At 62.2% G+C, this 25,601-nt stretch carries 23 protein-coding genes; 14 read left to right on the top strand and 9 right to left on the bottom strand.

Going from position 1 to position 25,601, the window contains the following annotated elements:
* Window positions 1-374: 374 nt before the first annotated feature.
* The 6 genes from AAF555_10380 (at window position 375) to AAF555_10355 (ending at window position 7,372) form a co-directional block, all read left to right on the top strand.
* On the top strand, window positions 375-1,388 hold the full coding sequence (locus AAF555_10380) for an AAA family ATPase (protein ID MEM6911973.1): 1,014 nt from the start codon (window positions 375-377) through the stop codon (window positions 1,386-1,388).
* A 10-nt stretch (window positions 1,389-1,398) separates the two neighbouring features.
* On the top strand, window positions 1,399-2,319 hold the full coding sequence (locus AAF555_10375; GenBank protein ID MEM6911972.1) for a DUF58 domain-containing protein: 921 nt from the start codon (window positions 1,399-1,401) through the stop codon (window positions 2,317-2,319).
* Window positions 2,316-4,304, top strand: a complete 1,989-nt coding sequence (locus AAF555_10370) for a BatA domain-containing protein (GenBank protein ID MEM6911971.1) — start codon at window positions 2,316-2,318, stop codon at window positions 4,302-4,304. Before AAF555_10375 ends, AAF555_10370 begins: the two co-directional genes overlap by 4 nt.
* Before the next feature lie 4 nt (window positions 4,305-4,308).
* Entirely contained in the window at window positions 4,309-6,513 is a 2,205-nt protein-coding gene (locus AAF555_10365) for a hypothetical protein (GenBank protein ID MEM6911970.1), read from the top strand.
* Window positions 6,514-6,729: 216 nt separating this feature from the next.
* Window positions 6,730-6,990 carry an AbrB/MazE/SpoVT family DNA-binding domain-containing protein gene (locus AAF555_10360; protein ID MEM6911969.1) on the top strand — a complete coding sequence of 87 codons (261 nt, stop codon included), beginning with the start codon at window positions 6,730-6,732 and terminating at the stop codon, window positions 6,988-6,990.
* Window positions 6,977-7,372 (top strand): type II toxin-antitoxin system VapC family toxin, encoded by a 396-nt coding sequence (locus AAF555_10355; GenBank protein MEM6911968.1) that lies wholly within the window; start codon window positions 6,977-6,979, stop codon window positions 7,370-7,372. Before AAF555_10360 ends, AAF555_10355 begins: the two co-directional genes overlap by 14 nt.
* A 99-nt stretch (window positions 7,373-7,471) precedes the next feature.
* Here the strand turns inward: AAF555_10355 and AAF555_10350 are convergent, their stop codons facing one another.
* The 9 genes from AAF555_10350 to AAF555_10310 all read right to left on the bottom strand — a co-directional run bounded on the left by AAF555_10350 (window position 7,472) and on the right by AAF555_10310 (window position 16,204).
* The gene (locus AAF555_10350; protein ID MEM6911967.1) at window positions 7,472-8,356 is read right to left on the bottom strand and encodes a ThuA domain-containing protein; all 885 of its coding nucleotides are present in this window, start codon (window positions 8,354-8,356) and stop codon (window positions 7,472-7,474) included.
* Window positions 8,357-8,437: 81 nt separating this feature from the next.
* Window positions 8,438-9,622, bottom strand: a complete 1,185-nt coding sequence (locus AAF555_10345; GenBank protein MEM6911966.1) for a GTP-binding protein — start codon at window positions 9,620-9,622, stop codon at window positions 8,438-8,440.
* Window positions 9,623-9,627: 5 nt separating this feature from the next.
* Window positions 9,628-10,755: a glycoside hydrolase family 75 protein gene (locus AAF555_10340; protein ID MEM6911965.1), complete on the bottom strand. Its 1,128-nt coding sequence runs from the start codon at window positions 10,753-10,755 to the stop codon at window positions 9,628-9,630.
* Between the two features lie 315 nt (window positions 10,756-11,070).
* Window positions 11,071-12,414, bottom strand: a complete 1,344-nt coding sequence (locus AAF555_10335; protein MEM6911964.1) for a tetratricopeptide repeat protein — start codon at window positions 12,412-12,414, stop codon at window positions 11,071-11,073.
* Window positions 12,411-13,151: a hypothetical protein gene (locus tag AAF555_10330; protein MEM6911963.1), complete on the bottom strand. Its 741-nt coding sequence runs from the start codon at window positions 13,149-13,151 to the stop codon at window positions 12,411-12,413. The genes AAF555_10335 and AAF555_10330 overlap by 4 nt, the downstream gene beginning before the upstream one ends.
* Before the next feature lie 3 nt (window positions 13,152-13,154).
* On the bottom strand, window positions 13,155-13,565 hold the full coding sequence (locus AAF555_10325; GenBank protein MEM6911962.1) for a biopolymer transporter ExbD: 411 nt from the start codon (window positions 13,563-13,565) through the stop codon (window positions 13,155-13,157).
* A gap of 19 nt (window positions 13,566-13,584) precedes the next feature.
* Window positions 13,585-14,121, bottom strand: a complete 537-nt coding sequence (locus AAF555_10320; protein ID MEM6911961.1) for a MotA/TolQ/ExbB proton channel family protein — start codon at window positions 14,119-14,121, stop codon at window positions 13,585-13,587.
* Window positions 14,118-15,470, bottom strand: a complete 1,353-nt coding sequence (locus AAF555_10315; protein ID MEM6911960.1) for a MotA/TolQ/ExbB proton channel family protein — start codon at window positions 15,468-15,470, stop codon at window positions 14,118-14,120. Before AAF555_10315 ends, AAF555_10320 begins: the two co-directional genes overlap by 4 nt.
* A complete protein-coding gene (locus tag AAF555_10310; protein MEM6911959.1) occupies window positions 15,467-16,204 on the bottom strand; it encodes a DUF3450 family protein in 738 nt (245 codons plus the stop codon). The genes AAF555_10315 and AAF555_10310 overlap by 4 nt, the downstream gene beginning before the upstream one ends.
* Before the next feature lie 16 nt (window positions 16,205-16,220).
* On the opposite strand from AAF555_10310, the gene AAF555_10305 reads away from it, so the two are divergent.
* From AAF555_10305 to uca, 8 genes are all read left to right on the top strand, one after another.
* The gene (locus tag AAF555_10305; GenBank protein MEM6911958.1) at window positions 16,221-17,132 is read left to right on the top strand and encodes a sugar phosphate isomerase/epimerase; all 912 of its coding nucleotides are present in this window, start codon (window positions 16,221-16,223) and stop codon (window positions 17,130-17,132) included.
* Window positions 17,133-17,194: 62 nt separating this feature from the next.
* Complete coding sequence (locus AAF555_10300) at window positions 17,195-19,840, top strand: glucosidase (GenBank protein MEM6911957.1); 2,646 nt, start codon at window positions 17,195-17,197, stop codon at window positions 19,838-19,840.
* A gap of 48 nt (window positions 19,841-19,888) precedes the next feature.
* Window positions 19,889-20,176, top strand: coding sequence for a hypothetical protein (locus AAF555_10295; protein MEM6911956.1), 288 nt, complete (start codon window positions 19,889-19,891; stop codon window positions 20,174-20,176).
* A 362-nt stretch (window positions 20,177-20,538) separates the two neighbouring features.
* On the top strand, window positions 20,539-21,018 hold the full coding sequence (locus tag AAF555_10290; GenBank protein MEM6911955.1) for a ribbon-helix-helix protein, CopG family: 480 nt from the start codon (window positions 20,539-20,541) through the stop codon (window positions 21,016-21,018).
* Window positions 21,018-21,734, top strand: coding sequence for an urea amidolyase associated protein UAAP1 (locus AAF555_10285; GenBank protein ID MEM6911954.1), 717 nt, complete (start codon window positions 21,018-21,020; stop codon window positions 21,732-21,734). Before AAF555_10290 ends, AAF555_10285 begins: the two co-directional genes overlap by 1 nt.
* Window positions 21,731-22,393, top strand: coding sequence for an urea amidolyase associated protein UAAP2 (locus AAF555_10280; GenBank protein ID MEM6911953.1), 663 nt, complete (start codon window positions 21,731-21,733; stop codon window positions 22,391-22,393). Before AAF555_10285 ends, AAF555_10280 begins: the two co-directional genes overlap by 4 nt.
* Window positions 22,390-22,758, top strand: a complete 369-nt coding sequence (locus AAF555_10275; GenBank protein MEM6911952.1) for a four helix bundle protein — start codon at window positions 22,390-22,392, stop codon at window positions 22,756-22,758. The genes AAF555_10280 and AAF555_10275 overlap by 4 nt, the downstream gene beginning before the upstream one ends.
* A partial coding sequence (gene uca / locus AAF555_10270) for an urea carboxylase (protein ID MEM6911951.1) occupies window positions 22,755-25,601 on the top strand: 2,847 nt, incomplete at its 3' end. The genes AAF555_10275 and uca, both read left to right, overlap by 4 nt.

Here is a 25,601-nt window from a genome sequence, read left to right as displayed (position 1 = left end):
GCGGGGAAGGGAGAGCCGGAGTCTTTCGAGCCAGCCCTGCGTTGCTCCTCGGTTACGGTGCCTGCACCGCGCCCTCGTCGCGCCTTGGTCTGGCCCGAAATCCACTCGGCCATTCTACCAGCCAATTCTGCAGCTTGGTATTAGAGAAGGGCTGAGAGGGGATTCCTCTTTTTGAGCACACTTTCTGCACACTGAGTGAGTAGAACCGAAGGCGAGCGTTGCCCCTGGCTTCGCTCTCTCGCATGAGCGCTCGACAAAGCGGAAGGCCCATTCCAGGGTTCTCCTGTTGGTCTTAGAACAATCTGATGATGGAACCTGAATCTTCCCCCGAAACGACTCTCGAAGACTTGCCCGCCCCGGATGGGATCCCGGAGATGCCCAAGATGGAGGCCGATGATGTGGCTGCCATTGAGGAATTGGGAAGGGTCTACCAGCAACTCAAGGACGAGCTGGGCAAGGTGATCGTGGGTCAGGAGAAGGTCATCGAGCTGCTTTCCATCAGCCTTTTCGCGAGGGGCCACTCGCTTTTGATGGGCGTCCCGGGTTTGGCCAAGACGCTTTTGGTCTCTTCGGTGGCCGAGACGCTGGGCTTGTCTTTCAGTCGGATCCAATTCACGCCCGATCTGATGCCCATGGACATCACGGGGACCGACATTCTCCAGGACGAAGGCGTGGGTGGAAAGCGGCAGTTCGAGTTCGTGAAAGGGCCGGTTTTCGCCAACATCGTCTTGGCCGATGAGATCAACCGGGCCCCCGCCAAGACCCAGTCGGCCCTTTTGGAAGCGATGCAGGAGCGACGGGTGACCGCCTTGGGCAATAGCTTCACGCTGGACCCGCCCTTCTTTGTCTTGGCGACCCAAAACCCGGTCGAACAAGAGGGGACCTACCCGCTGCCGGAAGCGCAGCTGGACCGGTTTATGTTTCTGATCGAGGTGGATTACCCGAGCGAGGAAGAGGAGCTGCGGATTGCTCGCGAGACGACCGGGGGGATCGTGAAAGAGCTGCAAACGATTTTGGAAAAGGACAAGATTCTTTTCTACCAGGACCTCGTCCGGAGGGTTCCGGTGCCCGATCACATCTTCGAGTATGCCGTGGAGCTGGTGCGCAAGACCCGGCCGGATTCTCCGGATAGCCCCGCTTGGTTGCAGGCGCTGGTGTCGTGGGGAGCGGGGCCACGGGCGGTGCAAAACTTGATTCTCGGGGCCAAGGCGCGCGCGGCTCTTTCCGGCAGTTTCATCGTGCGCTTGGAGGACTTGGAAGAGGTCACTCGTCCGGTCATGACGCACCGGGTCTTGACCAATTTCAGCGCCGAGAGTGAGGGCATGACGAGCGCCAAGGTGGTGGATCGCCTCCTGGAAGAGCTTCGCGAACAACACGAGCGGGAGTAAGCGCGGGACGGTGGCTACTTCTTCCTCCAGCGGTCAGGCCCGCGAGTTTCTCGACCCAGCGGTCCTCGCCAAACTGCAGGCGATTCAGATCCATTCTCGCCATCCCATGATGGGGAGTGTGGCTGGCATGCACCGCAGCCCGCACCGCGGCTCCAGCATCGAGTTTGCTGAGTATCGCAAGTATGTGCCCGGGGATGACCCCCGCCGACTCGACTGGCAAGCCTACGCCCGGAGCGACCGGTTTTACGTCAAGGAGTTCGAAGCCGACACCAATCTGCGGGCCTACTTCGTCGTCGATACCAGCGCCAGCATGGCTTTCACCTCCGGGGAGGAGAACAAGTTCGTCTACGCACGCAAAATGGCGGCCGCCCTGGCCTACCTCTCCATCAATCAGGGCGATGCGGTGGGGCTGACTTGCTGTAGCGATGTGGTCACAGCCGACATCCCGCCCCGACGTTCGCCCCGCCATTTGCAATACATCTTTGACCAATTGGAGCAGGTGGAACTGAAGGGGGAGACGGGCTTGGTCAAGAGCTTGCACGAGGTAGCCGAGCAGATTCCTCAGCGGGCGCTCGTTTGCATCTTCTCGGATTTTTTCTGCGAGCCCGAGGAGCTGAATGAAGCCTTCCAGCACCTGCGCTACCGCAAACACGATGTGGCGGTCTTCCACTTGCTGGATCGGCAGGAGCTCGATTTCGAGTTTGATCGGCCCTATCGCTTTGTCGACATGGAAGACAAGTCCTCCATCGTGGTGGAGCCTTACCTCATCGGAGATCGCTACCAAGAAGCGCTCCGGCAATACCTGGCGGACGTGCGGCGCTACACCTACCAGGCGAAGGCCGATTACCATCTGGTGGTGACCGATGAGGACTACGAAACGCTCTTGGGTGATTTCCTGACAGCCCGTTTGCCGAAGAAAAAGAGCCGATGAATTTCTCCGCCCCTTGGTTTCTCTGGGGAGCGCTGGCCGCTCTCATCCCGGTCCTCATTCATCTGGTCAATCGTTGGCGACACCGCACCATGGATTGGGCGGCCATGCAGTTCCTTCTGCGGGCCACTGAGAAGTCGCGAGGCCGCAAAAATCTACGCAACCTTCTCATCCTGACCTGCCGCGCTCTGGCGGTGGCGGCGCTCTTCCTGGCCTTGGCCCGTCCCATCGCGGGTGGCTGGCTGGGTTGGACGGGGAGCAGCTCAGTCGATACCATTCTGGTTCTGCTGGATCGCTCCGCCAGCATGGAGCAGCTCGATCCCGCGACGCGCAAGACCAAGCGGGAACAGGGCCTGGTGCGCTTGAGCCAAGCGCTGGAGGAGCTGGATTCGGGTGCCAAGGTGGTGCTGCTGGACAGCGCCACGCTCCGGCCGCGAGAAATCGCGGATCCCTCCGTCCTCCCGGAAGTGGAGGCAGCCGCGGCCACTTCCACGGCCGCGGACATGGGCGCGCTTTTCCAAGCGGCGCTCGATTATTTGGCGACCACCAAGCCCGCCAAGTCGGAGATCTGGGTGGTGAGCGATTTGGAGACCAGCAGCTGGCAGCCCGAGGGCGGGAAGTGGGCGGCGGTTCGCTCCGGCTTTGAGGAAATGCCGACTCGGCCCAAGGTCCGCCTTTTGGCCTTTCGCGGAGAGTCCGTGCAGGAAAACTTGACCCTCAATTTCCGAGAGGCCCAGCGTGAAGGAGGCGACCTCGTGGTGGGCCTGGAGATTCTTCAGCCGCAGGATCGGCAGCGGGAGCTGACGCTGGCGGTGCGACTGGAGGACGCCCGCTTTGAAACGAAGGTGGAACTCGATAGTCAGAGTCTTCGCATGCCTTTGCGAATCCCTCTCGGAGATCGGGAAGGGGCCGGATGGGGCTCAGTCAGCCTTCCTGCGGATAGCAATCTGCAAGACAACCGGGTTTTCTTCGCGTTTGGCGAGCGTCTCCCCCTTCATTCCGGTTTGGTGGCGCCGGTGGATCGGCCGGCTCGCTTGGTGGGGTTGGCGGCCGCTCCGCCCCAAGGGGACCGCGAGGTCCTGCGCGTGACCCCTGAGAATGCCCACACCGTGGATTGGGAAAACTCGGCCGCCGTCTGGTGGATGGGGCCCCTGCCCGAGGGGCCGGTCGCCGATGAACTGACCCGCTTTTTGGAAGCCGGGGGAGTGGTCCTCTTCTTCCCGCCGGGCCTGGAGGATTCGGGCTCCTTCGAGGGGGTTGCCTGGAGCGCGATCGAAGACGCCCCTGCCCAAGCGACCTTTGAGATCGTCGGCTGGGTCCCGAATGAGGGGCCCTTGGCCAATGCCGAAGATGGCTTCCCGCTCCCGGTGGACCGCATGGAAGTGATCCGCCGCCAGCTGCCGGTGGGAGACCTGACGGAGCTGGCCAGCTATGCGGACGATGTCCCTTTTCTGGCCCGCAAGGTGGTCGGCAAGGGCGCGGCCTTCTTTTGCAGCACCTTGCCGGATGAGCGTTGGTCGGGGATGGCTCTGCCCAATCGACCCGACGCCCTCGTCTTGGCCGTGATGATGCAGAGGATGTTGGGCCAAGGGGGCGGAAAGCTTGGTTCAGCTCGCCTGGCGGAGGCGGGAGAGAGTCTCCCTGGGCTGGAGGAGGGGGTAGTGGAACGGCTGCTCCCAGAGGGCCCAGGGGGGGTCCAACTGACCCAGGCGGGGCTGTATCGCTACCAGGGCCGCTTCCTGGCTCTCAATCGACCGATCCAAGAAACGGGGACCGAGTTTCTCGAGGAAAATGAGGTGGATCAGGTTTTTGGCTCGCTCCCCTACAGCCTTTTTGAGGTGGGTGGGGGCCAGCAAGAGAGTCTGGTGTCCGAGATCTGGCGGACCTTCGTCATGGTGGTCCTGTTGCTTCTGCTGGCGGAGGCCTTCCTGAGTTTGCCGCCGGCTCGGCGGGTGGACCCGCTCGCTCCCCAAAGCTCGCCGGTGTGATGTGATGTCGCCTCTTGTCTTCCATATCTCGTCTCTCACCCTCGTGCTCGGCCTGCTGGTGCTGGCGGGCACGCTGGTGCTGTCTTGGTTTGCCTGGACGAGGCGGGGGCGGACCCGGGTGGCTTTGGGCTTGGAAGTCCTGCGCTTTCTCTGCGTCCTCTTGGGCGTGGTGACCCTCTGGCAGCCGGAGTGGCGGAGTGTCATCGAGCCGGATCAGGATCCAGAAATCGTGGTTTTGATCGACGATTCTCCCAGCATGACGACCGAAGACGTGCTGGTGGGCGAGGAAGCCACCTCCCGGCAGCGGTGGGTGGCCAAGCAGCGCGAGGCCAGCCTGTGGGAGACCTTGCAAGAGGACAATCGCGTGACCTTTGAGACCTTTGGGGAAGCGCTTTCCGGGGATGGCTCCCTTCTCCTGGATGCCGGCACCGATTTGAACTCCGCTTTGCGTGGGCTGACCCGCGATCAAGAACAGCGCAACTTGCGGGCCGCCGTGCTTTTTTCCGATGGCGATTGGACTTCGGGCAACCCGCCGGTGGAAGCGGCCACCCGCCTGAGCTTGCGGAACATTCCCGTTTTCTCGGTTTTGGTGGGAAGCAATCGGAGCCTGCCCGACTTGGAGATCGTGAGCGTCTCGGCCCCGGCCTTCGCGCAAGCCGGGGAACGGGTGCAGGTGCCCTTCACAGTCCGCAACACCATGCCCGAAGCCGTGACCACGACGCTCCGGCTGCGGGAGGAGTCGGGCAAGGAATACAGCAAGACCCTGACCTTGCCCTCGGGCGGTGAATTGAGCGATGCCCTCTTCTTCACCCCCGTGGAAACCGGTCTCCGAAAAATGGCGCTCCTGCTGCCGGAGCAGCCGGGGGAGATGATGACGCAGAACAATGAAGTGCCTTTCCAGATGACGGTGCGAGACCAGAAGATCAAGGTGCTGGTGGTCGAGACGCTTCCCCGCTGGGAATATCGCTACATCCGGAATGCGCTTTCGCGGGACCCCGGCGTGGAGGTCAGTTGCCTGCTCTTCCATCCAGATGAGGGTATGCGACTCGGCGGGGGGCCGGATTACATTTCGCAGTTTCCGAACACGCTTCAGGACCTTTCGGAATATGACGTGGTCTTTTTGGGCGATGTCGGGATCGGGCCGGGGCAGTTGACGGTCGAGCAATGCCAGATGTTGCGCGGGCTAGTCGAGCAGCAGGCCAGTGGCCTGGTTTTCATCCCGGGTAGCCAAGGCCATCTGTTTTCGCTCTTGGACAGTCCTTTGGGCGATCTCGTGCCGGTCATTCTCGATGAAACGCAAAAGTCGGGGGTGGCCCAAAATGCCCCTTCCTCCCTCGTGCTGACTTCCGATGGCAAGGAGAGTCTCCTGACCATGCTGGCCTCCAAGGAACAAGACAATCCCAGCGTGTGGAAGAACTTGCCCGGCTTTTACTGGCACGCGCCGGTCCTGCGAAATCGAGGTGGCGCCACCGTCTTGGCGGTGCATGAGACCCGCAAAAACCGCAACGGGCGCATCCCCTTACTGGTCACGCGGCAAGCGGGGACCGGGAAAATTCTCTTCATGGGGACCGATGGGGCCTGGCGTTGGCGGCGGGGGGTGGAGGATCTCTACCATTATCGGTTTTGGGGGCAGGTGGCCCGCTGGATGTCCTACCAGCGCAAGATGGCGGAAGGGGAGCGGCTGCGGGTCTTTTACGCGCCGGACAGCCCAGAGCCGGGCGATACCATTGTCGTGAATGCCAATGCCTACACCGAGGAGGGCATCCCGCTGCAAGAGGGGCAGGTGCTCATCGATGTGGAACGACCCGATGGCTCCGCGGAGCGGTTTGAATTGGTCGCGATGGAGGGTGGCCAAGGGGCCTTTTACGGTCGATTCCGAGTGGAGGAGCCGGGGGAGTATGGGCTCTCAGCGACCTGTCGGGAAAACGGCAACACCGTGACCTCGACCCTTTTTGTGGCGGGGCAAACGCTGGAGCAGATTGGCCGCCCGGCCAAGCCCGAGGTGCTCCAAGAAATAGCCAAGGTCACCAAAGGAGGCATGGGAACGGTGGAGCAACTGGCCGAGTTGGTCGAGCGAATCGCCGCGCTGCCCGAGCCCCTCCCGATCGAAGATCGCCTCGAGATTTGGAACCATTGGATCTGGGCCACTTTGTTCGTGCTGGCCTTGAGTCTCTTCTGGGTCTTGCGGAAATTGGCCGGGATGATTTGAGCGGGGCTAGGGACGGCTCGTGATCAAGCGACCCGCTCTCCCGGGCCCCACTTGCAGGGCGGTGTTTTCCAGCAAGGCCGCCACCCGCTATCGGTCTTCCTAGCACTTCTCCTCCGTTGAGGTTCCAGCCAGAAGACCTCAAATCCACAAAAAGGAAGCAAAATTGACTTTTTTGCACTCGTATCCTAAAATAGGAAGAACGAAGGAGGCAATCATATGGAAGTCATCACCATGGACGCAAAAGGTCTTGTGCGTATCCCTGCCAGCTTACGCAAGGAACTAGCCCTCCAACCGGGCAGTCAATTTCGGCTCTTTGTCAGTCCCCAACAGGACAATCTCACCCTCGTTCCCACTGGCTCGATCAAAGAAGGTCTTGGCATCCTTCCCAAACCCAAGCAGGCCTTGAGTATTGAGGAGATCAATGACGCGGTGCAAAAGGCAACCGCCGAAGAAACGGCTTCTCATGCGAGGCATTGATACCAACATCCTCTTGCGGTTTTTGATCCGAGACGACGAAGCCCAAGCCCAACGGGCCGCTCAAATCCTGACCGAAGAGTGCACCGAAAGCAGCCCCGGCTTCCTCACCTCCATCGCCTTAGTGGAACTGGTCTGGACCCTGTCTCGAGTTTACAAATACCCCCAGCCAGAAATCACGAAAGCGCTTACGGTCTTATTGAACGCCAAAGAACTGCGTTTCGAATACCCAGACGAGACCCATCACGCCATCCAAGTCTACAGCTCAGGATCCGGAGATTTTGCAGATACCTTGCTCGGAAACATCGCCCTCCGACACGGATGTCTGGACACTTTGACCTTTGATCAGAAGGCGGCACGTCTCGAAGCTTTCGCCTCCGCCTAATACCAAGCTGCAAAATGCCTTGGTAGGATGGAGGGATCGTGTTTTGGAGAGGAGCCCCGAATCACCCTGAAGTTTCTGGAACGACCTGGAGAACCGGCGCTAGCGGAGGGGCTGATTGGGAAAGTCTTCCGGCACGGGAATCGTCACTTTTCCGGTAGCGGCCCATTCGGTTCCTCGCTGGAAGGTGGTGACAAAACTGCCTTCCCGGAGGTGCTCGACGTGGTGTCCCAGGATGGTGTGGAAGACTCTTCCCTCGCCATATTGGATGGTCATGAGGACGGGTTCATGCCGTCCGGTCCCGGCGTATTCCGGGGACGAGAAGGCCGAGGCGAGAATGGTGAGGTTCTCGGCCGGGCCGCGCAATCTGTCATAGAGTTCATCCGGCCCGTGCAGGAAGGTGGCAGGAAGGCCTTCCATGATGGGGTGGGTGGGTTCCCTGACCACGATTTCAAATTCATGTTGGGGGCCGTGCGCGCCGCCTTTCCCCGGGGAGGGATCCCGGATGACTTGGCCCGCGTCATCGAGATAGAGATAGGGCCCGCTTTTTTCGTCCCGACCCCCCCAGCCACCGATGCCGGTCATCTTGTTGTATTCCTCCCACTCCGGCCAGCAGTTGTTCGCTGCATGGACTGATACCAGGCCGCCACCCTTGGCCATGTATTCTTCAAAGGCCTTTTGGGTGGCTTCCGGCCAGGGGGCGGCTCCGAAGCCCTCGTTCATGACGACGACGTCGTAGCTGGCAAAGTCCGGCTGGTAGCTGCCGCTTTTGATTTTCTTTTTAGAGGAACGCGAGAGCGTCACTTCGAAGAGCGGCGATTGCTCCAAGACTTCCTGGAGCACGGGGGTGGTTTCTTTGAAGTTATGGGCTTTTTGGGGGCCGTCCGCGAGCAGGACGCGGATTTTTTGCTCGGCTTGGAGCTTGAGGGGCACCGCCCAGGCCAAGAGGAGGGCGGCGGGAAGAAGGATGCGTGCGATCTTAAGCATGGGGCAGCTAGGCATCTTTGGGAGGGGGAGGCAAGGTTTTCGTGGTGGCCTGGCCGGTGGGTGAGGGAGGGGGGGAAGAGTTCAGTCGAGGCGCAAGATGTTTTGGGGCCAAGGGTCGGGAAAGGGCTGGCCGTTTTGCCAGGCCAAGATTTCTTCTTCGGTGCAGAGCGATTCGGCGAGCGCGGTCGAGAAGGCCTGGCAGGCGGCGGGCTGGCCCATGAGGGCCAGTTCATTGTGGCGATCTCCGAAGAGGGGGTGCTGGTCGGCCAGCTGGGCCCGGAGGTGCTCGACCTCTTCCGGGAACAATTTCCCTTCGCGATTTTGAACGGCTTCCGCCCGCCAAGTGCCAGTGATTTCGAGGGTGATTTGGCTGCCGGACTGTTGCCAAAGCAGGACTTGGGCTGGGCGGGAGGCCAGCCAGAGGAAGCCTTTGGTGCGGTAGAGGGCGGTGCCGAGTTGGCTCTGGCAGGCGGCGTGCAGGCGCTCGGGGTGGAAGGGTCGCGGATCGCGGAAGATCGTCGATTCGATCCGCTGAGCGGTCGGCTGGTCGGCGGGGAGACCGAGTTGCCGGGCCCGGGTCGCGAGGGCGGCCAGCCGTGGGGCGGGGGTGGTTTCGAGCTGGGAGAGGTGCATGCCGGCCCGGGCGGAGAGTCCGATGGTGGCCTGTGGTTGGAGCTTTTGGAGGAGCTGACTTTGGGCCTCGAGGGCTGGCTGCGGGAGGGTGTCGATCTTGGTGAGGATGATGACGCTGGCGAAGGCCAGTTGTTCGGCCAGGAGGGCGGCGGCCTCGCGGAGGGCGGGGTCGGCATGGTGGGGGGCCTCTGCCAGCAAGAGCTGACCGTCCGCGAAGTCGCGGTGAAGATTGAGGGCATCCACGGTCACGATGAAGTGGCGAAGGAAGAAGCGCGGGTTTTGGGTGAGGGCTTGCAGGAGGGGCCAAGGTCGGGCCGCGCCCGTGCTTTCGCAGAGAACGAGCGGCGGCGGGGGTGCGAGGGCGGCCATTTCCCGGAGAGCCTGGCCCACGGAGGGGAGGAGCTGCTCGCGCGCATGCGGGCCGTGCAAGGCGGCAACCCGACCGGAAAGGAGGCCGGTGGTGGGTTTGGCGTCTTCGGGGGAAAGGAGCTTCGAATCCAGCCCGAGTTCGCTCAGGTCCTGGACCAAGAGGGCGGCGTGGGCGAGAGAGGGGTCTCTTCGCCAGCGACGCAGGAGGGTGGTTTTGCCCGAGCCGAGGAAGCCGCAGAGGGCGATGAGGGGAGTGGGGTTCATGCGGGCTACCTGGTTGGATCGACCGATGGTTGTTTGGCGGGCGTTTTGGGAGGGAGGGGGGGCCAGTGGTGGAGGGAGGTGCCGGGGCCGAGGCCGCCGATTTCTTCGAGGTAGTGGGCCACTTTTTCATGCCATTGCGCGAGGTCGGGCGCTTGTCGGGGGCCGGCCGTTTGCAGGAAGACGAGGTAGCTGACTTCGAGCGCATCGATGGCGCGGACCCGTCCGCTGGCCTGGGGGTTGAGGTGTTGGGCCAGGCGGAGGGAGGCTTCGCCGGCTTTGAAGGTGGGGCCGGCTTCGCCGAGGAGCGCTGGGTAGATTTGATCGCGATAGAGGACGGCGGCGTAGTCCCCCATTTTGGGTATCCAGGGGCCGCTGCCTCGGAACCAGTCCAAGGAGAGGACGATGAAGGGGTCTTCCTGGGCCAGGAGGGAGCGCCGGGTGGGTCCGCTGAGGTGACGGGTCTTCAGGCGGGATTCTTGGAGGTCGACCGCTTCCAGCAGGCGACGCCAGACAAAGCCGGGGTCGGCTTCCCGTTCTTTTTCAAAGAGGGTGCGGTAGTGTTGCAGTCTTTTTTCGGCGGCTGGGTAGTAGTCCAGAAAAGGATTGCGGAGGCCGCCGGTGCTTCCGAATTGGTAGGCGGTCTGGGGGAGATACCAGTCCGATTGGCGGGCGGCATGGTAGTGGCTCAATTCGGGATAGCGAACTGGGTCCGAGCCATCGGTGACGACGTCCATGTCTGCTTGGACCCAGAGGAGGCGGCGCCCGCTTTGGGGGTGCTGCATGAGGAGCGCGGTGGCGCAGTCATAAAAATTGTGGGTGGTGAGTTGGCCGCCTTTCTGGAGGTAGCGGATTTTACGATCGTAGAGCTGGTCAAAGCGGTCCGAGACGCGGGCGCTGGCCAGCAGTTCGGGGAGCGCGGGGAGGACTTGGGAGAGGGCGGGGTTGAGGCGCAGGAGGCCGTCGAGCTTGGTGAGCGCTTCCGGGCGGCGGATGACGACTTTTTCAAAGTAGCCTTGGCCGTCGGCCCGGAGGGAGGTGGTGGGGCCGGCTGGGATGCTTTCGATTTCGGTGAGTTCGATTTGGGCCGAACTGAGGGCGGGGGCCAGGAGGGCGAGGGCAGGGAGGCGGAGCATGGTAGGACTTTGACCAGCCGTTCCCGAGATGGCGAGGAGAATTCTCCGAAGGCCTGCGGCCGGCTGATACCAAGCTCCAGAATTCGCTGTTAGAATGGAGGGAAGGTGGAGTGTGGAAGAGGCGCTGAAGCGCGGGGAAGGAAGAGCCGGTGTCTTTGGAGCCAGCCCAGCGTTGCTCCTCGGTTACGGTGCCTGCACCGCGCCCTTGTCGCGCCTTGGTCTGGCCCGAAATCCACTCGGCCATTCTACCAGCCAATTCTGCAGCTTGGTATGAGTCCGCTAGGTGGGAGAAGGAGGGGCTCGGCCAGGGGCCGGTCAGCGGGGGAGGGCCAGTTGGGCCAGTTGGTCCCGGTATTCCTGGAGTTTTTCGTCCGGGGGGGAGAGGGAGAGGAGCTGGTCGAGGGTCTCGACGGCGGCGGGGTAGGCGCCTTGGGCGATGAGGAGTTGGGCGAGGGCCCGGAGGGCGGGCTGTTTCCAGTCGGCGAGGTGGGCGGCTTGCTCCAAGAGGAGCTTGGCCTGGCCCGGTTGGCTGGTTTGGAGGAGTCTGGCCAGCGCGAGGAGGGCCTCGCCATCGCCCGGGTTTTCCGCGACGAGGGTTTCCAGGCGGGGGAGGGCGAGCTGGTTTTGGCCAGTGGCGGCCAAGTGGAGCGTTTCGAGGCGTTGGCGTGCGCTGGCGAGGTCGGGTGCGAGGTCGGAGTAGGCGTCGTCAAAGCGCTGCATGAGTTCCGGGAGGAGGGCGTGCGCCTGCAGGCGATGGGTGGTGGTGAGGGCTTGGAGGGCGCGCTCGGGGCGGGGGGGAGTTTCGTCTTCGAAGGCTTGCTGGAAGGCGGTCCGGGCTTCTTCGGCCAGATCCAGGCGCAGGAGGAGAAGGGCGAGGTCGAGGTGCTGCGGGGCGCTCAACTCTTCGGTTTCCCGGAGCCATACGAGGTCCGCGGCCGCGGCGGGGTAGTCCCCCGCCTGCTGGTGGAGAAGGGAGCGTGTGAAGTAGGCGAGGGGGGACTCGGGGTCGCTCGCGACCCATTCGTCAGCGGTGCGAAGGGCGCTGGGGAGCTGGTCATTGGCGGCGAGGGCTTGGGCGAGGCCGGAGATCCATTGCGGGTTTTCGGGTTCGAGAAGCCGGGCCAAGCGGTAGGCGTCCAGGGCGGCGCGCTCCTGGCCCTGGTTCTGCCGGATGTGGCCGAGGAGGCCCCAGGTGAGGGCTTCGTTGTCGCCCAACTGGATCGCCCGAGTGAGGTGGGTGAGCGCTTCTTCGGGCTTTTCTTGCCGGAAGTGGAGGATGCCGAGATTGCGGTGGGCGCGGCGGAAGTCGGGCGTGAGGGCGAGGGCAGCGCGGAAGCTTTCGGCGGCTTCGTCCAGCTGGCCGAGTTCGAACTGGAGGTTCCCTTGATTGAAGAGGAGGGGGGCGCTTTTGGAGGTGAGGGGGCTGGCCTGGAGGCGGGAGAGGGCGGTTTTTCGTTGGCCTTTTTTGAGGGGCTCTTGCAGGGAGAGGAGGAGGGCGTGGGTTTCATCGGTCACGATGGGTTCGATGGCGGCATTCACGCGGTAGCTCCCAGCGAAGGCAGCTAGGAATTCATCACTCTGCCAGAAGCGATTGCCCAGCGGGAGCGGTTCCACGGCGAGGGTGCTGAGGGGAAGGAGGAGCAGGAGGAGGCGGGTCATGGGGCTTCGAGGACGAGGGGTAGGCGGTAGGTGGCGGTGACGGCTTGGCCATTGACGGTGGGTCGGCTAAAGCGGATGCCGCCGGCCACTTTCCGGCCAGTCGCGATGAGTTCGGGATGGGTGCTGCCGAGGACGCGCAGGACGCGGGTGCGGCCGCTGGGGTTGACTTCGATGACGAAGGTGACAGTGCCCCGGCGGATGCCACGCCGTTCGAGGGCCCGGGGGAAGATGTAGCGCGGCACCGAGAGCGGTCGGAGGCCTGCGTCCAGCTCCGAGGCGGAGACGGGGCCGCGGGGTCGGGGCGGGGCAGGGGGGGTGCGGGGAGCGGAGGGCGAGGGTTGGCGGGGAACGACGGCTGATCGCCTCGGGCTGGGGGTGGGGCTGAGGGTGCGGGGGGCTTGGGGGGCGGAGCTCAGGAGGGGGAAGGTTTGCAGGCCGGGTTCGATTTGCGCGAGGTCGGGGGGCGGCAGGGTGGGGAGGGTGAGGTCCCGGCTGGGGGCGACCTCTGCGGGGGGGGGAGGGGGTTCGGAGGGTGGTTCGGCTTCGGCGGGTGGGGGGGGAGGCGGAGGTTCGTCCAGGACGATGAGGGGCACGTCCAGGAGCGGGGTGTCGTTTTCCGGGGGGCGATGGGCCAGGAGGTGGCTGAAGGCGAGGAGCAAGAGGAGGGCGAGGAGCGAGAGGGTGCCGCCCAGGAGGAAGGGTGCTTTCGCTGGCCGTTCTTGGTCGGGGGAGGGCACGGGCTAGAGTTCCTTGGTGGTGGCGAGGGAGACGCTTTGGGCGCCGGCTTGCTTGGCGGCGTCGAGCACGCGGACGGTGGCTTGGGTGGGGGTGGCGGCATCGCTCTGGATGATGACGGGGCGGTCGGGTTCGGTTTCCAGGAGGCCGCTCACGACCGGCCGGACTCCTTCGGGGCCGATTTCCCGTCCGGCGTAGAAGACGCGGCCAGCGGGGTCGATCCCCAGGAGGACGGCCCGGGGCTCGAGTTCTCCGGAGCTGGCGGCGCGCGGCTTGGAGACTTCGATCCCGGTTTCCTGCACGAAGACGGCGGTCACGATGAAGAAGATGAGCAGGATGAAGACGACGTCGAGGAGGGGGGCGATGTTGATTTCGCTTGGCTCGTTGGGAGTCAGGAGATGACGGGTTCGGCGCATGTCAGGTGGGCGACGAGGGCTAGCTCGGACGGAGGAGGGTGGCGCTGAGGTCCCGGTGGAGTTGGGCTTCCAAGGTGGTTTTCAGGCGTTCGGTTTGGCGGCGGAGGATGAGGAGGAGGAAGGTGGCGGGGAGGGCGATGACGAGGCCGGCCTGGGTGGTGACGAGCGCTTGGCTGATGCCGAGCGAGACGGCTTCGAACTGGTCCACTTTCCGGCCGATGGCCATGCCACGGAAGGTCTGAAGCATGCCGCCGACGGTGCCGAGGAGTCCGGCCAGGGGAGCGGCCGCGATGAGGACGCCGATCTGGGGCAGGCGACGCTGGACCCAGGCCAGGCGGTCCAGCTCCCAGGTGGCATAGAAATGATGCACTTGGGGACGAAGGCTCGGGGGGCTGGGGGGCGGGCTGTTTGGGGGGAGTTGTCGCGAGAGGGGAGAGAGGCGGGACCAGGTGGCGGCGATCATGCCGTAGAGCGCGAGGGCCAAGGCCAAGAGGGCCCAGAGGGTGAGGCCGCCATCGGCGAGGACTTCGCGCAGGTGATGGAGGAGGAGAGTCATGGCTGCGGCCGCGTGCGGAGGCCATTGACGAAGGCGAGGCCAAGCCGCTCGGTGGTTTGCAAGATGCCCTGGACCCGGCGAGAGAGGAGGGAGTGGAGGATGAGAGCGGGGATGGCCACGACCAGGCCAAAGAGGGTGGTGACCAAGGCTTCACTGATGCCGCCGGCCAGGGGCTTGGGGTCGCCCGTGCCGTAGATGGTGAGCAAGCCAAAGGTCCGGATGATGCCGGAGACGGTCCCGAGCAGGCCGATGAGGGGGGTGGCCGCGGCCGTGACCGCAATGAAGGGCAGCCAACTCTGGAGGCGCTGCTGGACTCGCAGAAGGTGTTCGTAGATGGTTTCTTCGGCGGCCTCTGGGTTTTCCGCGGCGTGCGGGAAGGTGGCCAAGAGGACCGAACCGGCCGGATGGTTCGTGGAACGGGCTAGGGATTCGGCTTGGGTGAGGTGGCCCTGGCCAAGGGCGTCGAGAAGCTGCTGGGTCCAGGCAGGGGGCGGTTGGCGGAGCCGGCCCACTTGCACGAATTTCACCAAGGCGGCCAAGCTGGCGAGGAGGGCCAAGGCGAGGATGGGCCAGACCCAGAGGCCGCCCTGCTGGACGAGTTCGCTGAAGGAGAGGCTGAGGCTGGCGGCTTCGTGGGACCGGCCTCCGGAGAAGTCGACTGGCAGCTCGACGCTGGCTCCGTCCAGGAGGGAAGCGATTTCGGCGGCTGGGGTGCCGAGGGGGTAGAGTCGCGCCCGGGCCTGAGAGCTGGCGGGCGCGGCGCCTACGGTCTGTCCATCCTGGGAGAGGAAGTAGCTTTCGGGGCCCAGGAGAAGAAAGCGACCGCGGTGGAGGGTGCCCGAGCTGTCCGAGGCTTGGCCGGGAACGATTTGGCCCCCGAGGGCGCGTTCCATTTCGGTGAGGCCGGTTTCGAGGAGCTGGAGGCGCTCGGCCAGCGAGTCGGCGGAGGAGGGGGCGTCGAGGGCCGGGCCGAGGGCTTGGTTGGCTGCGGGGTGGAGTTGGGCCAGGAGGTTGGCGCGGTAGGTGTCGAGCTGGCCGTGGAGGTAGCTGCGGTTGGCCTCGAAGGCGGCTTGGCGGCGGGCCAGCTCGGCGAGGAGGGCCTGGCGGTCGCTCAGCTTCAAGCGCGCGATTTCGGCGACGCGGCGTGCCTGTTCGATCTCGCCACGGCGTTCGGTGATTTCTTTTTCCAGCGGGATGCGCTCGGCGGCGATGGCTTGGCGCTGGGTGGCGAGGTCCTGGAGGGCGGCCTCGACCTGGGCTTGCAGCTGCCGGGCGACCTGGTCTTGAGCTAGAAGCGGTTGAGAGAGCGGCGCGAGGAGCGCGAGTAGCAGGAGGGCGGAGCGCTTCACGGCTGGACCTCCTCGATGGCTAGGGGGAGGCGAATTCGCTCGGGGCGCGTTTCTTTCTTCAAGACGGCCATGGCTTGGCGGACGCGGGGGCCGAGGGTGGGTTGGGATTCGAAGCTCCAGCCTTCGGCGGAGGGCCGGGTCAGGCCGGCTTGGCTCCCATCGGCGGTGGCGAACCAGCCGCGGGCTAGTCCGAGGTAGAGGACATCGACTTCGAGAGGCTGGCCTTCCAGCTCGATGGTCTGGGTGTGAATGGTCGCTTGGCGATGGAAGTCGCCTGCGGCGGTCAGGATTTCCACAATGGCGCGAAATTGCTCGCGAGAGGAGGTTTCCAAGAGTTCCAGCTCAGTGACAGGGGCGGAGAGTTCTTGCCGGAGCGGTTCAGGGAAGCGCGTCACCAGGGTGAGGGCGCGGGGGGTGAGGCGGGCGGTGACTTGGCGGAGGGTGGCTTGCTCTTTGCGAGCTTGGGCCAGGGAGGCTTCCAACTGGCTGCGGCGCTCTTCTTCTAGCACCGCGGCCTGCCCTGCTTCGGTGATGAGCGTTTCCAATTGGTCCATTTCGACGTCCCAGAGTTCGAGGAGAGTTTGCCAATGCGCGCTTTCGGTTTGCCACTCGGTGGCCTCGGCCGAGAGGGTTTGGCGGAGTTGGACCCATTCTCGAGCGAGGGCCGGGCCGGACGCTTCTTCGGCCCGGGGGGCGAGTGGGAAGAGGAGGGGAAGAAGAAATAGGCGTTTCAAGGTCCGTGGTCGAGAGATGAGACCGATTCTCGATTTGTTCACTGGAGTTGCAAGCTCGGAAACGGCCAGCAAGTTGCTCCCCGACAAGCGCATGGAGCTAAAGCTTTTCTATTCGATGTGGGCTCATGAGGGGGGGTCGCTTGAGTCGGCTTGGGCCCGGGTGGAGTCGGCTGGGTGGAAGGGCATGGAGGGCCCTCTCCCGGAGGCGGCGGGGCCAAGGGAAGCCTTCCTGCGTGGCTTGGCGGAGAGGGAGCTGGAGTGGATCGCAGAGTGCGTGACGGGCGGCGGCTATGTTCCCAAGGGGCAGAAGGGGGTGGCAGAACATCTCGACGAGATGCGGGCGATGGCGGAGCAGGCGATGGTCCATCAGCCACTTCGGCTGAATGTCCTGACCGGGCTGGATGCCTGGTCTTGGGCGGACAAGGTGAAGCTGTGCGAGGGGCTGGTGGCCTTGGAGAGAGAGTGGGGGGTGGAGGTGGCCTTGGAGACCCACCGCAGTCGCCTGTCCTTCCACCCCTGGGTCACCCGTGATCTTTTACAAGAGGTGCCGGAGCTGAAGTTGACTTGCGATTTCAGCCACTGGTGCGCGGTCTGCGAGCGGCTAGTGCTGGACGACGACCCCGAACTCCTTGAGTTGATGGCGGATCGCTCGCGCCACGTGCATGCTAGGGTAGGCTACGATCAAGGGCCCCAGGTGCCCGATCCGCGAGCGCCAGAGTATGCGGAGCCGGTCTCGGCCCACTTGCGTTGGTGGGGAGTGCTTTGGCGGGCGGCCGAGGCGCGGGGGGAGAAGGCCTTTACTATGACGCCCGAATTCGGTCCGGATGGCTATCTCCAGGAAGCGCCCTTTACGAGAGAGCGGGTGGCGGACTTGTGGGAGGTGAATCGCTGGATGGGTCGACGCTTGAAAGAATGCGATTGGCATTGATCCAGCTTTTTCTCCCGAAGGGCGCTTGTCCACAAGATGGGCAACACGTAGGAGGACAGCATATGGCGGCGAAATTGTTTCCGGAATTGCAGCGGGTTCGTGAGAGCGAGGGAGGGGGTGGGCCTTGGCGCAAGTGGGGGCCGTATTTGGCGGAACGGCAATGGGGCACGGTCCGGGAAGACTACAGCGCGGAGGGCAAGGCTTGGGAATACATCACCCACGATATGTCTCGGAGTTATGCCTACCGCTGGGGGGAGGACGGTTTGGGTGGGTTCTCGGACAACAAGGGCCGACTGAACTTTTCGGTGGCGCTCTGGAACGGGAACGATCCCATCCTGAAGGAACGTCTTTATGGCCTGGGGAATCATGCTGGCAGCCACGGGGAGGATGTGAAGGAGCTGTATTACTTCCTCGATGCGACCCCCTCCCATTCGTGGAATCGCATGCTCTACAAATACCCGCAGCGGTCCTTTCCTTACAACGATTTGGCCCACGGCAATGCGCAGCGGGACAAGGCCCTCGGCGAGTATGAAATCTGGCAAACTGATGCCTTCGATGAGGACCGGTATTTCGATGTCACGATCGATTATGCCAAGGAGGGCCCCGAGGATGTTCTGTGTCGCATCTCCGCCATCAATCGCGGTCCAGAGTCGGCTCCGATTGTCATTTTACCACAGCTGACCTGCCGCAATAGCTGGGTGGCGGGGCGGCGCGAGGTGCCCACCTTGCAATGGACCGAGCGGGAAGACATCGAAGTGGATGATCCCGATCTGGGGCTCTTTTTTTGGAGTGCGCGCGAGGTGGACGGTGCTCTTTTCACCAACAACGAGACCAATCGCAAGCGGCTTTATGGCGAGGAGAATGTCTGCCAGAATGTGAAGGACGCCTTCCATCAATACGTCGTCGAGGGGAAGCGGACCTCGGTCTGCGCTTCGAAGGAAGGCACCAAGGCCGCTTACCTCCGGCGGTGGAATCTGCGGCCGGGGCAAGAGGCTGTTTTGGAGTGGCGGCTGACTCGCCGGAAACCGCGCAAGCCTTTTGCGCGCTTTGACGCCATCATGGAGTCCCGAGAGCGAGAGGCCGACCAGTTTTATCGCCCCTTGCAGAAGGGTGTGGAGGACCCGGAGGAGCGCAAGGTCCAGCGGCAAGCGTGGGCGGGACTGCTCTGGTCTAAGCAGTATTATCGCTACACGGTCGAGAATTGGTTAGATGGCGATCCGGTGCAGCCTAAGCCGCCGGCTGATCGAGGGGAGATTCGCAATGGCGAATGGCGCCACCTGCGAGCGAATGATGTGCTTTCTATGCCAGATACCTGGGAATACCCCTGGTTTGCGGTCTGGGACTTGGCTTTCCATTGTGTGCCCTTCGCCATGATCGACCCGGAGTTTGCCAAGTGCCAGCTTTCGACCGTTTTGCGCGAGTGGTATCTCCATCCCAACGGGCAGATACCGGCTTATGAATGGAACTTCGAGGATGTGAATCCGCCAGTGCACGCTTGGGCTTGTTTGCGGGTTTTTCAGATCGATCGGAAAAATCGCCGGGACCAAGGCGATCTGGCGTTTCTGGAGTCCGTCTTTCACAAGCTGATGATCAATTTCACCTGGTGGGTCAACCGCAAGGACAAGGACGGGAACAATCTCTTTCAAGGGGGGTTCCTGGGGCTGGACAACATCGGAGTTTTTGATCGCTCCAAGCCGCTCCCTGGAGGCGGCTACCTGCACCAGGCCGATGGCACGGCCTGGATGGGGTTTTACAGCCTGACGCTCATGAAAATCGCGCTTGAGCTGGCGCAGCACAATCCGGTGTATGAAGACATTGCCACCAAGTTTTTTGAGCACTTTCTCTACATTGCCCAGTCGCTCAGCCAACTGATCGACGGAGGGCACGGTCTGTGGGACGATGAGGATGGCTTTTACTATGATGTGTTGGTCAATGGGGATGGCGAGAAGATTCCTATGAAGGTCCGAAGTATCGTCGGGCTCATCACGCTTTACTCGGTGGAAGTGCTCGAGCCGGAGGATCTAGCCAGTGTCCCCGATTTTGTGGAGCGGATGGAGTGGGTCTTGGAAAACAAGCCGGAGTTGGCCAAGCACATTGCCAGTTTTCGCGATCCCGGGCAAAAGGAGCGTCTTTTGCTTTCGCTCTTTGACGCGGAACGGCTGCGCCGTGTGATGAAGCGGCTTTTGGATGAGAAGGAGTTTCTTTCGCCTTATGGCATCAGAGCGCTTTCCAAATACCACGAAGAACACCCTTTTCGCTTCCAACAAGGCAAGAAGACGGTCGAGGTGAAATACAATCCCAAGGAGTCGGATTCCTACATGTTCGGCGGGAATTCCAATTGGCGGGGGCCGGTCTGGTTCCCCGTGAATTATCTCCTCTATGAATCTCTCCAAAAGTTTCACTTCTACTTCGGCGATGGCTTCAAAGTGGAGGCGCCCACTGGCAGCGGCCATGAGGTCACTCTGGAAGAGGCGGCCGAAGAAATTGCCAGGAGATTGGTGGGCATTTTTCTGCCCGATCAGGAGGGAAATCGTCCCGTCTACGGGCACGCGCCCCTGCTCCGCGACCGGGAAGGGTTTCGTGAGAATCCCTTGTTCTACGAATACTTTCATGGAGATAGCGGCCGGGGAGTGGGAGCCGAGCATCAGACGGGCTGGACCGCCCTGGTGGCCAAGCTGATCGGCTCTCTTCACCGCGGGCACGACTGATCGCGCAAATCCTTTGAAGACTTTTCATCTCTCCTCGTCCGAGGAGAGATGAAAACGCGCCTCCTCTCACGAATGACCGCCGCGATTCTCCTGGTAGGATTTTTCGCCAACTGCACGACCACGAGCTACGATGCCTATGGTCGCCCCAAGCAAACGGTCGATCCTGCGGTGGCGGTGGTAGGTCTGATCGCGGCCGGGGCCATCGGCTACGCCATTGCCAGTGACAACAACGATCACAAGTCCTACCGCCGGGGTCGAGGACATGGGGGCTATCACCAGTCCTACCATGACGGTGGCTATTACTGTCCGAAGACGGGGCGTTATCTTTATTATTAGGGGTGGGGTTTGGGTGATGAGCGATGCGGGTAAGGATTAGAAGCGGTCTCATAAAAAGGACGATTTCTATTCATGGAGACCGCTCTTTGAAACCGCCTCGTATCGGTGGGCCGCGACGTCCCCGGCGCGGCGGGGGCGATGAGCCGATTCGCAAACGACTCACCCACTCAAGGCCTTTCCGGCTACCTATCACTTGGGATAAGCTGCACCCAGAACAAAAGTCTCCCCCCACCGCGCCGGGGAAAGCTTGCTATTGTAGTTTTCGGGGGCGGGAGCCGTATTAATGGTTTTTGAGTAATACTTTTTTTAGAAAAAGTATTACATTGGGTGGGAGTTGGTATTGACTCTGCTTTTTGGGAGGGATGCGCGTGGATCTTCCTGAGGATCTCCGGCCTGTGAAGCGGGAGCCGGTGCAGCGAATCAGTGTCTCGCTCCCGGAGTCGGTTTTCCAAGAGTTGGACAAGCTGGTGGAGCGGCGGGGTTTTGAAAGTCGCTCCCAAGCGATTGCGGAGATGATCCAGAAGAGTGCCAGCGAGCACTCCGAAGATTTGGGTGATGCCATCATGGCGGGCACCATCACGCTTTTCTACAACGAGTCGAAGCCTGGGCTATGGGAGAACCTGGCGCGAATCGAGCGCGAGAACGTGGATGAGGTCATTAGTTCCCAGCATGTGCTTTTGGAAAAAAATCACGTGATGGAGGTGCTCTTGGTCCAAGGCCCGGCCAGCAAACTGAAGAAGATTTCGGATCAGCTCATCACTTGCAAAGGGATTTTCAGTGGTCGCCTCACCCTAACCTCCACCCTCATGCCCCCCATTCATCCTTTGCCCCCGAAGAGCTGATGGAGGCGATTTACGAGAAGATTCTTCCCGGAGGCCACATGTGGTCCCAAGTGATTTCTCGCGGCAAGACTCTGCGGCTGACCGATGTGCAAGGGGGGGCCAATGTGGGGATGCTCCTCTACAACGCGGACAATCTGAGCGAGCGCTACAACATGCCTGACACCCTGAAGGGACAGCACATTTTTTATCTGAGAAAGCCCTTCTGTCTCCACAGCGATATGGGGCGCGTTTTTGCGTCGATCACCGGGGACAGTGTCGGGTGGCACGATACGGTGTGCGGCTCCTCCGACGCCCAGAGCGTGGCGGCCAAGTATGGCACGAAGACCTACCAGGAGGCGCGCAATGAGTGGTATCGAAACGGAAAGGAAAATTTTCTGATCGAGCTGGCTAAGTGGGGTTTGGGAAAGAAGGATTTGCTGCCCAATCTCAACTGGTTTTCCAAAGTGGTCGCGGATGAGGGGGGTCGTTTGTCCTTTGTCTCTGGACATTCGGGTCCGGGCGACCACGTCGATCTCCGCTTGGAGATGAACAGCTTGGTGGTGCTGCACACCTGTGCCCATCCTTTCGACCCTCGCCCCGAGTATGGGCCCGGCCCGGTGGGATTGACGGTCTGGCCGAGTGGCGAGGTGGCGCCGGAGGATGCGTCTCGTCTTTCCCGACCGCAAAACGAGCGCGCCTTTCGCAATACAGAAGACTACTACGCTCTGCGAGCATGAGGACCGAAAGCCCGTTCTCCCCCGAGGAGGCCATTTACCGAGAGACCATTCCAGCGGGTGACCATTGGATGCGTGAGATCAAGGAGGGGCAAGTCTTTCGCATTCTCGATCTCGAGGGCAACCAAGCGGCCGACACTCTCTTTTACAGCGCGGCTGATCCCACGGAACGCTACAGCGCGGCGGACACCATCCGCTGCCAGCAAGCGCTCTATCTCACCACGGGAACGGACCTGATGTCGACGGAGGGGAGGGTGCTGTTGACGATCACGGCGGATACCTGCGGTCGGCATGACACGCTGGGGGGAGCCTGTTCGAGGGAGAGCAACACCATGCGCTACGCCTTGGAGAAGGAGTCCATGCACGCGTGCCGGGATTCTTTTATTCGGGGGGCGCAGGAGTGGAGAGAGGAGCTGGGAAAACGAGACTTGCCCTGCAATATCAATTTCTTCATGAATGTGCCGGTCACGCCGGAGGGGGCCTTGACTTTCGCCGATGGGATCTCGGCTCCTGGTCGCTATGTGGAAATGAGAGCCGCTATGGATGTGGTGGCCCTCATCAGCAATTGCCCGCAGCTAAACAATCCTTGTAATGGGTGGAATCCTACGCCGGTGGAAGTGTTGATCTGGAATGGGGATTTGGGAATGCGGAATGCGGAATGAAAGAGGAGACTGCCCAGCTTGATTTAAAAGTTCGGACCAAGCGTTTCGCAGTGCGCATTTTGAAATTTGCGAATAGTCTGCCCACGTCTCTCGGAGGCACTACGGTGGCGAAGCAAATTGTGCGTTCGGGCACTTCGGTCGCCGCAAACTATCGCGCTGCCTGCCGCGCGCGATCCAAGAAAGAGTTTTTGGCCAAGCTGGGAATGGCCGAAGAGGAGTGTGATGAGACTCTCTTTTGGATTGAGTCGGCGGTGGACGAGGGACGGGTGTCTTCCTCGAAAGTGGCAGCGTTGGCCACGGAGGCGTCCGAGTTATTAGCGATCTTGGTGAGTTCCATCAAAACTGCCCGAAGAAACCTTCCATGATTCCACCTTCCGCATTCCCCAATCCGGATTTGGCCACGATTTTGGTGGCCAATCGGGGGGAGATTGCTTGTCGGATTTTGGCGACCATTCGGGCGATGGGGCTTCGGGGGGTGGCCATTTATTCGGAGGCGGATCGGGACGCGCGGCATGTCGCCATGGCGGACGAAGCTTATTGCGTGGGGCCGCCGGCGGTGGCGGAGAGTTACCTCGATATCGATCGGATTTTGGAGGTCGCTCGGCGCACTGGGTCCCAGGCCATCCATCCAGGATACGGTCTTCTCAGCGAGAATGTGACCTTCGCGCAGGCCTGCCAAGAGGCCGGGGTGGCGTTCATTGGCCCGAGGCCCGAGCAGATCGATTGCTTCGGGCTCAAGGACCGGGCGCGGGCGATTGCGAGAGAGCAGGGGGTCCCTTTACTGGAGGGGACCGAGTTGCTCCGCACGGAGGGAGCGGCCTTCGCGGCGGCCGGCCGGATCGGGTATCCTGTAATTTTGAAGGCGGCCGCGGGCGGTGGGGGCATTGGGATGCAGCGCTGCGATACCTTGTCCGAACTGCGCGAGGCCTATGCCTCGGTGGGTCGCTTGGCGGAGTCGAATTTCGGCTCAGCCGATGTGTTTTTGGAAAAGTTCATTGTGAATGCCCGGCACATCGAGGTGCAGGTTTTCGGGGATGGGGAGGGCAAGGTCTGTGTTTTGGGCGAACGCGATTGCTCCACCCAACGCCGGAATCAAAAGGTCATTGAGGAGACCCCTGCCCCTGGCTTGCCTCAGGCCAAGCGGGAGGAGTGCTGGGAGTGCGCCCGGCGCTTGGCGGCCGCGGTCGACTACCGCTCGGCGGGGACGGTGGAGTTTCTCTACGATGCCGATGAGGAACAGTTCTATTTCCTGGAGGTGAATACGCGCCTGCAAGTGGAGCATGGGGTGACCGAGATGGTGACGCATGTGGACTTGGTGGGTTGGATGATCCGCCTCGCTTTAGGGGACAATCCCATCGCGGAAGAGCCCTTGTCCCTCCCGGTGGAAGGGCATGCCATCGAGGTCCGGATCTACGCCGAAGATCCGCACAAGGATTTCCAGCCCTCCTCCGGTTTGCTGACCCAGGTGAGCTACCCGCCGGAGGTCCGGAGTGACTATTGGGTGGAGTCTGGCACGGAGGTGACGCCGTTTTATGATCCCCTTTTGGCCAAGGTTTTGGTGAACGCGGGCACGCGAGAGGAGGCGGTGGGGAAGTTGAAGCAGGCCCTGGCGCAGACGGAGATGGCGGGGATCGAGACCAACCTTCTCTACCTGCGGCAGATTGTGGCTTGGGAGCGGTTTGGTGAGGGGGGGATGACGACGAGGGCGCTGGGCGAGTTTCACTTCGAGCCGGCCACGATCGATGTCTTGTCGGCTGGGATCCAAACGACGATTCAGGATTATCCGGGTCGGGTCGGTTACTGGAATGTGGGGGTGCCGCCCTCTGGGCCAATGGATTCGCTGTCCTTCCGCTTGCTCAACCGGCTGGTGGGGAATGAGGAGGGGGTGGCGGGGCTGGAGATGACGATGAGCGGGCCCACGCTGCGATTCAATCGAGCCTGCTGCATCGCACTAGGCGGGGCGGAGATGGGAGCGACCCTTGACGGTCAGGCGGTCGAGAGCTGGTCCACTATCGCGGTGACCGCCGGGCAGATCCTGGCGGTCGGCACTGCCGAGGGCTTGGGGGCGAGGGGGTATCTGGTGGTCTCGGGCGGGTTGGAGGTGCCGGAGTATTTGGGCAGTCGCAGCACGTTCATCCTGGGGCAGTTTGGCGGGCATGGGGGGCGGGCGCTCCGGGTGGGGGATGTCTTGCATTTGGGTTCTCCCCCGGGAGACGGGGCGGTGCCTCCATCGTCTCTGGCTCCGGCAGTCATTCCGGTGCTGACGCACGAGTGGGAGATCGGGGTCATGTATGGGCCGCATGGGGCCCCCGATTTTTTCAAGGTAGAAGATCTGGAGATGATTTTGGGGACGGCCTGGGAGGTGCATCATCATTCCGCCCGGACGGGCCTGCGGCTGGTGGGCCCCAAGCCCTCTTGGGCACGGTCGGATGGCGGGGAAGCCGGGCTGCATCCTTCGAACATCCACGATAATGCCTATGCCTTTGGCACCTTGGACTTCACCGGTGATATGCCGGTCATCTTGGGGCCGGATGGTCCGAGTTTGGGCGGCTTTGTGTGCCCGGTCACGATCGTCCAGTCCGAGCTTTGGAAAACGGGGCAGCTTCGTCCAGGTGACAAAGTGCGCTTTTTCCTGCTGAGCCAGGAGGCGGCCAACCAAAGGGAAAAGGCCCTCGATGCGGTGGTGGCTTCGTTGGAAGGGACGGTCGCCCTGTCGACGGAATCCAGGATTCAGGTGCCGACCCACAGTGGTGTGGTGAAGGAGCTGCCCCAGGAGGAGGGGGCGCCCCAAGTGGTGTTTCGCGCGGCTGGCGATCGCTTTCTTTTGATGGAGTTTGGCCCTTTGGAACTGGACTTGGCGCTCCGCTTCAAGGTGCAGGCGGTCTTTGAGCGACTTCGCCGCGAGGCAATCGAGGGAGTGATCGATCTGACGCCGGGCATTCGGTCCTTACAGGTCCACTATGATAGCCGAGTCCTTTCTTTAGAACGACTGATTGAGCAAATAGAAGCGGTCGAGGAGGGTTTGACGAAGACTGAGGAGGTGGAGGTCCCCTCCCGAATCGTCCATCTGCCGCTGGCTTGGGATGATGAGGAGACGCAGAAGGCGATTCAAAAGTATGTCACCACGGTCAATCCAGAGGCTCCCTGGTGCCCGAGCAATATCGAGTTCATTCGCCGCATCAATGGCCTGGCCACCCAAGAGGAGGTG

Source organism: Verrucomicrobiota bacterium, from assembly GCA_039027815.1.
GTDB lineage: Bacteria > Verrucomicrobiota > Verrucomicrobiia > Verrucomicrobiales > JBCCJK01 > JBCCJK01.
This window is presented reverse-complemented; position numbering and strand designations above follow the sequence as displayed.